This window comes from Streptomyces spiramenti (assembly GCF_012034385.1).
Classification (GTDB): domain Bacteria; phylum Actinomycetota; class Actinomycetes; order Streptomycetales; family Streptomycetaceae; genus Streptomyces; species Streptomyces spiramenti.
This window is the reverse complement of record NZ_JAAVJB010000160.1, coordinates 1-12,284: the sequence shown is the minus strand read 5'-3', so window position 1 is coordinate 12,284 and position 12,284 is coordinate 1. Positions and strand designations below refer to the sequence as shown.

9 protein-coding genes, 1 tRNA gene and 1 pseudogene are annotated in these 12,284 nt (G+C 74.1%); 7 read left to right on the top strand and 4 right to left on the bottom strand.

Annotation, left to right across the window (positions count from 1 at the left end; genetic code table 11):
• Positions 1–89 precede the first annotated feature (89 nt).
• Positions 90–1,205: pseudogene (locus HCJ92_RS17380) on the top strand (hypothetical protein); the annotation flags it as partial.
• 132 nt (positions 1,206–1,337) lie between these two features.
• Here HCJ92_RS17380 and HCJ92_RS17375 read toward each other — a convergent pair.
• The gene (locus tag HCJ92_RS17375) at positions 1,338–1,934 is read right to left on the bottom strand and encodes a histidine phosphatase family protein (protein WP_167934530.1); all 597 of its coding nucleotides are present in this window, start codon (positions 1,932–1,934) and stop codon (positions 1,338–1,340) included.
• 203 nt (positions 1,935–2,137) lie between these two features.
• Here HCJ92_RS17375 and HCJ92_RS17370 point away from each other — a divergent pair, with 203 nt between their 5' ends.
• The 3 genes from HCJ92_RS17370 to HCJ92_RS17360 all read left to right on the top strand — a co-directional run bounded on the left by HCJ92_RS17370 (position 2,138) and on the right by HCJ92_RS17360 (position 3,678).
• Positions 2,138–3,124, top strand: coding sequence for a phosphatase PAP2 family protein (locus HCJ92_RS17370; RefSeq protein WP_167934529.1), 987 nt, complete (start codon positions 2,138–2,140; stop codon positions 3,122–3,124).
• Positions 3,124–3,489 carry a hypothetical protein gene (locus tag HCJ92_RS17365; protein WP_167934528.1) on the top strand — a complete coding sequence of 122 codons (366 nt, stop codon included), beginning with the start codon at positions 3,124–3,126 and terminating at the stop codon, positions 3,487–3,489. Before HCJ92_RS17370 ends, HCJ92_RS17365 begins: the two co-directional genes overlap by 1 nt.
• 115 nt (positions 3,490–3,604) lie before the next feature.
• Positions 3,605–3,678: transfer RNA gene (locus tag HCJ92_RS17360), tRNA-Lys, on the top strand.
• A gap of 89 nt (positions 3,679–3,767) precedes the next feature.
• On the opposite strand, the gene HCJ92_RS17355 is transcribed toward HCJ92_RS17360, so the two are convergent.
• Positions 3,768–5,024 (bottom strand): M6 family metalloprotease domain-containing protein, encoded by a 1,257-nt coding sequence (locus HCJ92_RS17355; protein WP_338054230.1) that lies wholly within the window; start codon positions 5,022–5,024, stop codon positions 3,768–3,770.
• Between the two features lie 490 nt (positions 5,025–5,514).
• On the opposite strand from HCJ92_RS17355, the gene HCJ92_RS17350 reads away from it, so the two are divergent.
• Positions 5,515–7,329: a putative bifunctional diguanylate cyclase/phosphodiesterase gene (locus HCJ92_RS17350; RefSeq protein ID WP_338054229.1), complete on the top strand. Its 1,815-nt coding sequence runs from the start codon at positions 5,515–5,517 to the stop codon at positions 7,327–7,329.
• Positions 7,330–7,491: 162 nt separating this feature from the next.
• Here the strand turns inward: HCJ92_RS17350 and HCJ92_RS17345 are convergent, their stop codons facing one another.
• Both HCJ92_RS17345 and HCJ92_RS17340 read right to left on the bottom strand, forming a co-directional pair.
• On the bottom strand, positions 7,492–8,265 hold the full coding sequence (locus tag HCJ92_RS17345; protein WP_167934527.1) for a maleate cis-trans isomerase family protein: 774 nt from the start codon (positions 8,263–8,265) through the stop codon (positions 7,492–7,494).
• Positions 8,266–8,656: 391 nt separating this feature from the next.
• Positions 8,657–9,550 (bottom strand): maleate cis-trans isomerase family protein, encoded by an 894-nt coding sequence (locus HCJ92_RS17340; RefSeq protein ID WP_167934526.1) that lies wholly within the window; start codon positions 9,548–9,550, stop codon positions 8,657–8,659.
• A 266-nt stretch (positions 9,551–9,816) separates the two neighbouring features.
• Between HCJ92_RS17340 and HCJ92_RS17335 the strand changes: the two genes are divergently transcribed.
• Positions 9,817–10,803: a D-2-hydroxyacid dehydrogenase gene (locus HCJ92_RS17335; RefSeq protein ID WP_167934525.1), complete on the top strand. Its 987-nt coding sequence runs from the start codon at positions 9,817–9,819 to the stop codon at positions 10,801–10,803.
• 82 nt (positions 10,804–10,885) lie between these two features.
• The coding region (locus HCJ92_RS17330) for an amidase (RefSeq protein WP_167934524.1) at positions 10,886–12,284 on the top strand (1,399 nt) is incomplete at its 3' end.

The window sequence follows — 12,284 nt, the reverse complement described above, 5'->3', positions numbered from 1 at the left end:
CTCTAACCAACTGAGCTAGCGGCGCCTGCTGACGTCGAAGACTTTAGCACCCGTCCCGGGGACGGCGAAAATCCGGACCGCCCGGCCTCCGTCCCGCCCGAACCGCTCCGCCCGACCCCGCCGCACACCTCGCCGCACCCCGTCCGGAGCACCCCGGGCGGGCCACGGCCCCGCACGACGACCACCGTCACGAGACAGAACCAGAGGAGAGCGACGTGCTGCGCCGCGCCTTCATGACCGGCGGCCCCGCCACCCTCGCCGCCCTCACCCAGCGCGGGGGGAGCGCGTCGGCCGCCGCGCCGCCCATCCGTGTCGGCGAGACCGAGGCCGTCGCCCTGGAGGACACCGTCCGGCGGATCCGGCTGCTCGACGACCGGCACGGCGCGGACGACCTCTACCGGCGGGCGGGCCGCTCCCTGGCCGCCGCTCACCTGCTGCTGGACGCCGGGACGGCGCGGCGGGCGATCAGCGACCGCATCCATGGCGGCGCCGGCGAGCTGGCGCTCTCGGTCGGCTGGCTGGCGCACGACTCGGGCCGCTGGGACGAGGCCCGCTCCCACTACGCGGAGGCCCTCGCCACCGCCCGCATGAACGGCGACGTCGCGCTGGAGGCGCACGCCTTCTGCAACAGCGCCTTCCTCGCCCGGGACACCGGCCGCCCCCGTGAGTCGGTCCGCGCGGCGCAGGCCGGACAGCAGGCCGCCCACCGGCACTCCTCCCACCGACTCCGCTCACTGCTCGCCGTCCGCGAGGCCGGCGGCTGGGCCGGGCTCGGGGACCGTGCGGCGTGCGAGGAGGCGCTGGGCCGGGCGCGCGACCACTTCGACCGCGGCACCCGCCCGGACGACCCGGAGTGGATGTCCTTCTACGGCGAGGCGGAGCTGGCGGGGCTGGAGGCGCAGTGCTGGTCGGCGCTGGGCGACTACGCGAGGGCTGCGGAGAGCGCCCGGCAGGCGGTCCGGCTGCAGGACCCGCACTTCGTTCGCAACACCGCACTGTTCAGCGCCGAGCTCGCCGGTGACCTCGCCGGGTGCGACCGGCCGGCGGAGGCGGCGGCAACCGGCCTGCGCTCCCTGGAGCTGCTGGCCCAGGTCCGCTCCTCCCGCATCACCACGATGCTGCGCCAGACCGCGCGGCGGCTGGTGCCGCACCGCCGGGAGCCGGAGGTCGGGGCGTTCCTCGGCCGACTCGACGCCGCCCGCTGACCACCGCAGGGCCGGTCCGGGCCGCTCGCCCGGCGCCCGCGCGCCAAGGCCCCTGAGCCGCCGGCCGGCACGCCGCCGGTGACCCGCGCCCGACCGGCGGCGGCCGGGCGCGGCCCGGTCAGCCGAGGGGGTTCACTCCAGGTGACCGGTGTCGTTCCAGCGCAGCAGGGCCGGTTCGCCGTAGGCCCAGCCGAGCTCGCTCAGCGAGGTGGGCAGCAGCCGCAGGTGGGCGGCGAAGTCGACGGGACGGCCGAGCCACCGGGCGCCCACCGCCCGCAGGATGTGGCCGTGGGCGAAGAGCACCACGTCCTCCTCGGCGGCCCGCAGCCAGGTGACGACCTCGTCGGCCCGGTCGGACAGCTCCTGGAGGGTCTCGCCGCCGGTGACGCCGTCGCGCCAGATCATCCAGTCGGCGCCGCGGCGCTCCCTGATCTGGTCGGGGGTGAGCCCCTCCTCCTGCCCGTAGTCCCATTCCTGGAGCTCGGGCCAGGGCTCGGCACGGTCACCGAAGCCCGCCAGCTCGCAGGTCTCCCGGGCACGGGAGAGCGGGCTGGTGCGGACCCGGGCACCGGGCACGGCGCCCCAGGGCTCCCGGTGCAGGCGCTTGCCGACCAGGCGGGCGCCCTCGCGGCCCTCGGGCTGAAGGGGTACGTCGGTTCGTCCGGTGTGCCGGCCGGACAGCGACCATGCGGTCTGCCCGTGCCGTACCAGCAGTACGCGCGCTGCCATGTCGTCCTCTGTCTTTCTGGGGCGTCCATCGGGTGGTTCTCCCGCCGTTCCATCATCGCTCAGCGGAGCGTTCGGTTCCGTTCGAGGGCCCGTGGCCTGCCCGTGGTCCGGGTCGGGGGGTTCCGTAGGGTTGCCCGACCCGTCCGTACCCCGTTCGGTGGCCGCCGGGCCGCCCGTCCTCCAGCCCACCGGGAGCCCTCCGCATGTCGCACGCACCACCGCGCCGCTGGTGGACCGAGTTGCCGCTGATAGCCGTCGTCTACCTCGCGTACACCTGCGCCCGCCTGCTGGCGCGGGGCGACGTGGGGACGGCGGTCGAGAACGGCCTGTCCATACTGCGGCTGGAGCGGGCCCTGGTGCTCAACGCGGAGGAGCCGCTGAACCGGCTCTTCACCGAGTACGCGGCGCTGGGCGTGCCGGCGTCCTTCGTCTACGCCTCGCTGCACTACCTGGTGACCCCGGCGGTGCTGGTGTGGCTGTTCCGCCGCCACCGGGAGCGCTACCGGCGGATGCGGACCTGGTTGATGCTCTCCACGCTGCTGGGCCTGATCGGCTTCACCCTGTACCCGACCGCGCCGCCGCGGTTGCTGGCGGCGGGCCACGGCTTCGTGGACAGCCTGGCGCACTACAGCGACTGGGGGTGGTGGTCGGACGCGGCCAGTGCGCCGAGCGGTCTGGGCGACATGACCAACCAGTACGCGGCGATGCCCAGCCTGCACGTGGGGTGGGCGGTGTGGTGCGGGGTGGTGCTCTGGTGGTTCGGTCGCCGCTCCGCGGCGGTACGGATCGCGGCGGTGGGGTACCCGGTGCTGACCACCGTGGTGGTCATGGGGACCGCCAACCACTATCTGCTCGACGTCCTCGGCGGGGTGCTGGTGATGGCCGCGGGGCTGTTGCTGGCCCGACCCGCGCTGCGGACCGCGGACCGGCTGCGGGCGGCGCTCGGCCGCCGGGGACGCCGGGCGGCGGGAACGGCGCCGGTGGCGGACCCGGTGCGGACGGTGCCGTCCGGGGCGGCCGACGGGCACAATGGAGCGGCGTGTCCGACGCACACGCCACCACGGCCCGGTGACCAGGACGGTTCCGGGGCGCCGGGAGCGACCGGCACCGGGCACGGCGAGGATTCCACCCGGCATCGGGTGGGCGCCGCGTCGGGCGGTACACCGAGCGCAGGAGGCGGAGCGAGCTGATGTCCGAAGCCGGTCACGACCCAGCCACCACGGGTGGCGGCACCCGCCGGTTCCACCGGCCCGCCGCCCTGTTCACCGAGCCGGCGTCGCCGCCGCGCGAGGACGAGCACTTCTTCTCGCTGGAGACCGTCACCGATCCGGCGGAGTTGCTCGGCCGGGCCACCGAGCTGGCCGAGGCGTTCCGGGGCGCGGCGGACCGGGCGACCGAGTTCCAGGCGGTGGCCGCGGCGCAGCTGGCCGACCCCCGCCGGTTCGACCGCCTCTCGGTCGCGGACATCGCGGGTCGCGCGGGGTGGACGGAGGAGTACGCCGAACGCATGGTCCAGTTCGGGCGCGAGCTGGAGAGCCGGCCGGTCGAGGAGTGAACGGACCGGCGTCGGCGTCGGCGGCTCGGGCGGAGCGGTTCGGGCGGGACGGAGGCCGGGCGGTCCGGATTTTCGCCGTCCCCGGGACGGGTGCTAAAGTCTTCGACGTCAGCAGGCGCCGCTAGCTCAGTTGGTTAGAGCAGCTGACTCTTAATCAGCGGGTCCGGGGTTCGAGTCCCTGGCGGCGCACAGACAGTCGAAGGCCCTCCGCTCCGGCGGGGGGCCTTCGTCGCGTGCACCGTCCGTTGCGAGGGAGCCGCGGCTGCCGGGGCCGCGGGTCAGTCGCGGACGATCTTGACCTGCCAGCCGCCCGCGGCCGTGCGGTCGCCCACCTCCACCCGGACGCCGTCCTCGGCGGACCAGTAGGACTCCCCCGGCCCGAGCGGCGCGTCGGCGAGCTCCGGCTGGACGGAGCGGCCGTGGCAGGCACCGGTGTCGGGGTGGCCGTCCAGCACCTCGACGGGCCCCTGGGCCGAGGCCACGTCGCCGCGCACCCGGTACAGCAGGACGCCCTCGGTGCAGGCGTGGACGTCGTTGCCCACCCGGGCGCGCGCCTCCAGGACCAGCGCCTCGTCGGAGGAGGTGCGGACCACGACCATGCGGGTGTCGGCGCCCGCGTCCCCGCGGTCGATGGGCGCGGCGAGTGGGCGGAGGGTGTGGAGGCTGACACCGGGGTCGCGCACGCAGTCGACGTGGGCGGAGTCGAGCCAGCCGAGTTTCCACTTGTGCCAGGCGAACGGTTCGGGCGCCAGACCGAACTGGCTGCCCATCACGTCCCAGTCGCCGACATGCGTGTCCCAGTCGCCGCGGCCCCCGTCGGGCCGGTTGTACAGGTCGGGCAGGTCGAAGACGTGGCCGGTCTCGTGGGCCAGCACGTTGCGGTCCGGGGGCCGGGCCTCGAAGAGGGTGACGACCCTGCGGACCTCGCCGCCGCCCATGGTCATCGGCCGCTCGAAGTTCACGACCTTGGTCGCGTCGGAGTCCACGCCCGGGGCGTCGGGGTCGGCGACGAGATAGACGATGTCGTGGTCGCCCAGGTCGGAGCGGTGCTCCAGCACGGTGGTGACGTCCCGGAGGTACGCGGCGCGCAGCTCCGGCTCCCAGTCGCGCTGGATGCCGTAGGCGGTGGAGTCCTGCGGCATCGTCAGCCACCGGTCCGTGATCGCGGCGTCGAGCCGGAACGCGCCGTACGAGGCGCGCAGGAAGAACTCCGTGGTGGCGGGGAAGTAGTCGGCTGCGATCTCCTCCGGCGCGGACCGGGGCTCGGCGTCGGGGAAGGCGAGGAAGAGCATCAACGCGCTGAGGTCGCTGTCGGGACGGGGGTACTCCTCGTTCCAGGTGTCCAGGCCGAGGGAGTGGTGGACGGGGTGCCGGGGCAGGCCGCACGGCTCGTCGACGAGGACGCCCTCGCCGGGTCCCCGCATCATGCTGGTCACCGTCATGACGGACAACGCGGCGAGGAAGACGCCCGCGCTGCGGTACAGCGGTGACGTCCTGCGGCGCCCGGGTGGTCCGGACTTCCGGGGTCGGACCACGGCTTCCTCCCGTCAGACCTCGCAACAGCATCACCACTCTGTTGGGATTTGACGGTTTCGACCCGTTTTGGTGCTCCATTGGCGGGAGCGCCGCGCCACCAGGGCGCACGACCGGATGAGAACTCTCCGTGAACAGGGCAACGCGCCGGGCGCCCGCCCACACCGATCGGCGTGCGATGCCCAACACGCGCCGGGAGCGTGCCGCAACCTTTGAGGGAGGCTTCGAAGAAACGTTCCCGATCGCTAAGAGGTGGACCCGAAGCGCCACTGTGGCGATCACGCGAGATCAGAGGCGGACGACATCGGTCAGCGCGTCGAAAGCCTGTAGGGGAGGGGGATTGCACCGGGCGGTGTGCCCCCACTGGCGCTGGCTCCGGCGCGCGGGGACCTCTATGATCGGCACATTTCCAGCGCGGAACTCCGCCCGTACCATCCCCCGGAGTTCCCCGCACCCCACCCGCCTGCGAACCATGCCCTCCGGGAGCAACCGGTGAACGGACCCCAGACCGCCACCCCGGATTTCCTCACGCTCCGCGATCACCCACGTGCCCGCGCTGCGGCCTTCGACTCCTCCCCCATGCCCATGGCCCTGCTGGACGGTGCAGGCCGCGTCCTCACCGCCAACCGCGCCCTCGGCCGCCTCCTCGGCCGCGAACCCGACTCCCTCGCCGGCCACGCCGCCGACGCTCCCGCCGTGCTGCACCTCGACGGCCGTGCCCGGGAGGAGTACCGGGCGGCGGTCCGCGAGGGGACCGGCTCCCGGGGGCACGTGCACCGCGTCAAACACGAGGACGGCACCACCGTCTGGACGGAGATCACGCTCACACCGCTGCCCGCGGGCAACTGCACCGGCGAGCCCCCCGCCGCCGCCCGCGCCGTCGTCGCGGAGGTGGCCCCGCCCGCCGCCCGGACCCTCCTCTCGGTCAGTGACATCAGCGAACGCCGACGCCTCACCGAACAGCTGCGGCACCTGCGGATGCACGACCCGGTGACCAAACTCCCCAACCGCGCGCTGTTCTTCGAGCGCGTGGCCGGCGCCCTCGCCGACTCCGCGACCGGCCGCATCGGCCTGTGCTACCTCGACCTCGACGGCTTCCAGGCGATCAACGACACCCTCGGCCACCGTGTCGGCGACCGGTTGCTCGACGCGGTGGCACGCCGGCTCATCCACTGCGCCGGCGACGGCGACTACGGCGGCCACCTCGTCGCCCGGCTCGGCGGTGACGAGTTCGCCCTGCTGGTGGAGGACTCCACCGGGACCGAGCAGGCGACCGACCTCGCGGACGCGGTCCTCGCCGCGCTGCAGCGCCCGTTCGACATCGAGGGCCATCGCCTGGCGGTCTCCGCCAGCATCGGCGTCGTCGAGCGGCTGTGCTCGGAGACCTCCCCCACCGGGCTGATGCAGGCGGCGGACACCACGCTCTACTGGGCCAAGGACGACGGCAAGGCCCGGTGGACGCTCTTCGACCCCGAGCGCAACGCCCACCGGATGACCCGCCAGTCGCTCTCGGCCCGACTGCGGCCCGCGGTGGAACGCGGCGAGTTCCTCGTCGAGTACCAGCCGATCGTCAGCCTCGCCGACGACACCGTCCGCGGCGTGGAGGCGCTGGTGCGCTGGCTCCACCCCGACCTCGGGAGGCTCTCCCCCGACCGGTTCGTGCCGCTGGCCGAGGAGAACGGCGCCATCGTCCCGCTGGGCCGGTGGGTCCTCACCGAGGCGTGCCGGCAGGCCCGTCGCTGGCAGTTGGAGCACCCGGCGGCACCGCTGTTCGTCAGCGTCAACGTCGCGGTCCGGCAGGTCTGGGACTCCGACCTGGTCAGCGACGTCGCACAGGTACTGGAGGAGACGGGGCTGCCACCGGGGCTGCTGCAACTGGAACTCACGGAGTCGGCGGTCATGGGTTCGGCCGGGCAGCCGCTCCAGTCGCTCCAGGACCTCTCCGACATGGGGGTACGGATCGCCATCGACGACTTCGGCACCGGCTACTCGAACCTGGCCTACCTCAGCCGGCTGCCGGTACGGGCGCTCAAGCTGGACGGGACCTTCGTCCGCGGTTTCCGTACCGCGAAGCACCTCAACCCGGCCGACGAGACCATCGTCTCGTCGCTGGTGCAACTGGCACACAAGCTCGGGCTGACGGTCACCGCCGAATGCGTCGAGGGCGAGGCCCAGGCCGAGCGGCTGCGCCGCATCGGCTGCGACACGGGGCAGGGCTGGCACTACGCCAGGCCGCTCCCGGCGGACCGCATCGACGACCTCATCGGTGGGGCGGCACTGCCGGTGCCACCGGACGCCGCCGGCTGACCGCAGCCCCGGCTCCGTGCTCCGCCATGGCAGATCATGGCAGAAGACGGCAGAAGCACACGGGTGGCCCAGCGCGCCCCCGCCACCGACCACCGGACGGCGGCGGGGGCGGCGGGCGGGCGCGGTCGCTCCGGCCCACCGCCACGGCGGTGGGCGACGGGGTCAGTCGCGGGAGGAGAAGAGACTCCCCAGCGCGGGGCACGCCACGCTGCGCCCGATCAGTCGCAGTCCCTTCCAGGCCGTGACCTGGTGCGCGGTGAGCACCGGCTTGTCGAGCGCCTCCTCCAGCGTCGCGACCCAGGCGGCGGTGTGCATCGCCGTGTCGGGCAGCAGCACGGCGTCGGCGGCGGGGTCGTCGCCCGCCCGCGCCAGCGCGAGCACCTCGTCGTACCCCCAGGTCCCGACCTCTGCGGCGGTGATGATCCCCGCGGAGCGCACACCGGTGACCTCGATGTCCGAGTCACCGAGGAACGCGGCGAAGAGCTGCGCCACGTCCTCCGGATAGGTGGCCGCGACCGCCACCCGCCCCGCGCCGATCGCGTGGACCGCGTCGGCGAAGGCGAAGGAGGTGCTGGAGGCGGGTACCCCGGCGATGTCGGCGAGCTCCGCCGCCTGGCGGCGCGCGCCCTGCAGGCCGAAGACGAAACTGGCCGAGGTGCACGCCCACATCACGGCCTCGGCGCCCTGCTCCCGCAACTCCGCCGCGCCGGGGACCAGTCTGCGCACCGAGCCCATCTCCAGCAGCGCGTCCACCTCGTGGGCGTCCGTGCCGATGTCGGTGTGGACCAGCGGCAGCCGGACCCGGCCGCCCGCGGCGTTGAGCATGCCCTCCATCCGGGGGGCGTCGTCCTCCGCCGAGAAGCCGGGGTAGAGGAACCCGACCGTCCCGGTCCGGGTGGTCGCGGTCGTGGGCTGCGCCTGGGCGGTCTCCCGCATCAAGGTGTCTCCTTCGGCCTGGGGTGGTTCGCCCGGTACCGCCCCGCCGCCGGCGGGGCCGCCCGGGGCGGGCGGCTCTGCGTGGTCTCGCCGGGGGTGCTCGGCCCCCTCACGGGGGCGCGGCGCCGCCTGGCGTCGCGCCCCGGATACGGCCTCGGCGGGGGTGTCGCCTGCCGGTGGGCCCTCCGGACCGCGGCCGGTCGCCGGGTCCGGTCCCGGGTCGGCCGCGGTGGTGGCCGACCCGGCGGGCGTGCGGGAGTCGGCCGGGGGTTCGACCCGGTCGCTCCGTTCGGTCGGGCGGGTGGAACGGTCGCTCGCTGCCGGCCCGGGAGGACCGCGCCCCGCCGGTCCGCCCTCCGCGGGACCGGGCAGCGGTCCGAACGCCGCGCCGTCAGGCCGGGCCGAGGGGCTCGTCCGGAAAGGGCGTCTCGCCCGCCTCCGAGAGCCCCGGCACGTCCTGGTCGGCTGCGAAGGCCGAACCGGCGAACGCCGGCGGGCCCGGCAGCTGCACCGGGCCCGGGACACCGCCCATCGCCGCCGGTCCGCGGCGCGCTGCCGGGTCCAGCAACGCCTGGTACGGTCCCACGGCCTCCTTGCCGATCATGCGCAACGCGTCCCAGACGGTCACCTGGTTGGCCGACAGGACGGGCATGCGCAGCTCCGCCTCCAACTGCGGGATCATGTCGAACGTCGGCAGGTTGGTGCAGCTGATGAAGAGCGCGTCCGGGGAGCCCTCGGTGGCCTCGTGCGCCATGCGCACCACCTCGCGGTAGCTGACCCGCCAGATCTCGCGCGTCAGGCCGAGGTAGCTGCGACCGCAGACCTCCATCCCGCCCTCCGCGAGGTACTCCTCCAGCGAGTCGGTGACGGACTTCGTGTACGGGGTGACGACCGCGACGCGCCGCACCCCCAGCTCGTGCAGGGCGTGCAGCAGCGCGCCGGACGTGGTGATGGCGGGCATCTCCCCCGCACGGGACATGGCCGCGGCCATGGCGCGCTCGCCGACGCCGCCGCCGACGAAGCTGCCGGAGGTGCAGGCGTAGGCGACGACCTCGGGGCTGACGGCCGAGAGGGCGCGGACGGCCTCCGTCAGGGTCTCGTGCTCGCTGACGAGGCGGGCGAGGTCGAGGCTGACCTCCACGGGGACGAACGGCGTTCGGGTGACGTGCAGGGAGACGTCGTCCGGGACCCAGCGCCACAGCTCGCGGTCCAGTGCGAAGTCGAACGGTGCGACGATGCCGACGCCACGCTGGGGCGTCGGCCCACCTACGAAGGAGACATCCATGGGTAACCCCAAAGAGACGGAGGGGCGGCGCAGATGAGCTGATCTGGCCGAGGATGGAACACAAGCCGGTCGGGCAAACCGGGACGCCGGGACAGATGCCTTCATTGACGACGGTAGTTTCTTCTCCCTACCGTGGTCAATCCTGGGTTTTCCACGATCCGGCGACGGCCGGATTCCGACGGAGAACATCGGAGAACCCGAACCCGTGTCCGGAGTCTTCCGGCCCGAAGCGAAACAGGTCCGCGTTGCGAAATGGTTTCCCACTCATGACCGATCCCCGCGTCCTCGTCCTCGTCTCCGCCGGCCCCACGGCCGGCCCCACCGACCCCCCGGCGCTGCACCGGCTCGACGGCCGGGCGCAGATCACCTTCGGCGACGAGAAGTCGCTGGTGGAGGCGTTGCCGGATGCCGATGTCCTGCTGGTCTGGGACTTCTCCTCGGATGCGCTCCGCGGAGCGTGGCCCGGCGGCGGCCGACGGCCGGGGTGGGTCCACGCCGCCAGCGCGGGGGTGGACCGGCTGCTCTTCCCCGAACTGGTGGAATCCGACACCGTCGTCACCAATGCGCGCGGAATTTTCGATCAACCGATCGCCGAATACGTGGCCGGTACGGTCATCGCCATGGCGAAGGATTTTCACGCCACAGCGGATTTGCAGCGTCGCCGTGAGTGGCGGCACCGTGAGACACGGAAGGTCACCGGAAGCCGCGCGGTGGTGGTCGGTTCCGGTCCGATCGGCAGGAGAATCGGGGTGACCCTCGGGGCACTGGGTGTCGAGGTCGATCTCGTCGGCCGGCGGGGAACGGACAGCGACCCGGACTTCGGCCGGGTGCACGCGAGCGAATCGCTGCCCGCCCTGTTGGCCGAGGCCGATTGGGTGGTGTGCGCGGCGCCGCTGACGGCGGCCACCACCGGGTTGTTCGACGCCGACACCTTCCGCCGCATGAAGCCCGGCGCGCACTTCGTCAACGTCGGCCGCGGCGCGCACGTCGTGGAGGACGACCTCGTCGACGCGTTGCGCTCGGGCCACCTGGGCGGTGCCGCGCTCGACGTCTTCGCCTCCGAGCCGCTGGCGGAGTCCAGCGCGCTGTGGGACGTGCCCGGGCTGCTGGTCTCCCCCCACATGAGCGGGGACACGGTGGGCTGGCGCGACGACCTCGCGGAGCAGTTCGCGGACAACTTCGACCGGTGGCTCGCCGGCGAGCCGCTCGTCAACGTGGTGGACAAGCGGCTCGGGTACGTGCCGCGGTCCTGACCCCGGGCACGGAGCGGCCGGTGGTCGGGTCCGCCCGGGTGCGGGAACGAATGGCGGGTGCTGGAACGAATGGGAGTCACGGATGACGGATCTGACGGCGCTCACCGCCGAGCGGCTGGTGGCCGGGTACCGGGCGGGCGAGTTCTCCCCGGTGGAGGTCGTGCGGGAGACGCTCGACCGCGCGGCGGCGGCCCAGCGGGCGGTGAACGTCTTCGTCCTGCTGCTGGGGGACGAAGCGATGGAGCAGGCGCGGGCCTCGGAGCGGCGGTGGCACGGCGGCGAGCCCGCCGGCCCGCTGGACGGGGTGCCGGTGACGGTGAAGGACATCCTGCTGCTGCGCGGGCACCCCACCTTGCGGGGGTCCGCCGCGGCGGGGACGGCGCCGAACGAGGAGGACGCCCCAGCCGTCGCCCGTCTGCGGGAGTCGGGGGCGGTGTTCGTCGGCAAGACGACGACGCCGGAGTACGGCTGGAAGGGCGTCACCGACTGCCCGCCGCACGGAGCGACGGGTAACCCCTACGCGCCGGACCGCACCGCAGGCGGCTCCAGCGGCGGTGGCGCCGCCGCCGTGGCGCTGGGGGCGGGGCCGCTGAGCCTGGGCACGGACGGTGGCGGATCGGTGCGCATCCCGGGGGCGTTCAGCGGCGTCTTCGCCCTGAAGCCGACCTACGGCAGGGTCCCGCTGCACCCGGCGAGCGCCTTCGGCACGCTGGCGCACGTCGGGCCGATGACCAGGGACGCCCGCGACGCGGCGCTGCTGCTGGACGTCATCGGCCATCCCGACCCCCGCGACTGGTCGCACTTGGGGGAGCCGCCCGGCTCCTTCCGCGACGCGCTGACGGAGGGCGCCTCCGGCGACGCGCCGCTGCGCGGTGTGCGGATCGCGTACTCGCCGACGCTCGGGCCCGTCGCCCCCGGCGCGCCGGACGTCGACCCCGAGATCGCGGCGGCGGTGCGGCGGGGCGCGGACCGGCTGGCGGAGCTGGGGGCCGTGGTGGAGGAGGCGGACCCGGTGCTCCCCGACCCCGAGGTGGTGCGGGACGCGTTCCACACGCTGTGGTTCAGCGGGGCCGCGCGTGCCACGGCCGGGATCACGGGCGCGTCCCGGGAGCTGATGGACCCGGGGCTGCGGGCGGTCTGCGCGGAGGGCGAGCGCTACTCGGCGGTGGAGTACCTGGCCGCCGTGGACGTCCGGATGGCGATGGGCCGGCTGATGGGCGCCTTCCACCAGCGCCACGACCTGCTGCTGACCCCGACCCTGCCGCTGACCGCGTTCGAGCTGGGCCGGGAGGTACCCGCCGGGTCGGGGATGCGGCGGTGGACCGAGTGGACGCCGTTCACCTACCCCTTCAACATGACGCAGCAGCCGGCCGCGAGCGTCCCCTGCGGGCTGCACTCCGACGGGCTGCCGATGGGGCTGCAACTGGTGGGTCCGCGGCACGCGGACCCACTGGTGCTGCGGGCGGCGCACGCGCTGTACG

Bases quoted from the DNA above. Each gene is read 5' to 3' on its own strand.
- HCJ92_RS17375 (WP_167934530.1), bottom strand. From the start codon at position 1,934: ATGGCAGCGCGCGTACTGCTGGTACGGCACGGGCAGACCGCATGGTCG.
- HCJ92_RS17370 (WP_167934529.1), top strand. From the start codon at position 2,138: ATGTCGCACGCACCACCGCGCCGCTGGTGGACCGAGTTGCCGCTGATA.
- HCJ92_RS17365 (WP_167934528.1), top strand. From the start codon at position 3,124: ATGTCCGAAGCCGGTCACGACCCAGCCACCACGGGTGGCGGCACCCGC.
- HCJ92_RS17345 (WP_167934527.1), bottom strand. From the start codon at position 8,265: ATGCGGGAGACCGCCCAGGCGCAGCCCACGACCGCGACCACCCGGACC.
- HCJ92_RS17340 (WP_167934526.1), bottom strand. From the start codon at position 9,550: ATGGATGTCTCCTTCGTAGGTGGGCCGACGCCCCAGCGTGGCGTCGGC.
- HCJ92_RS17335 (WP_167934525.1), top strand. From the start codon at position 9,817: ATGACCGATCCCCGCGTCCTCGTCCTCGTCTCCGCCGGCCCCACGGCC.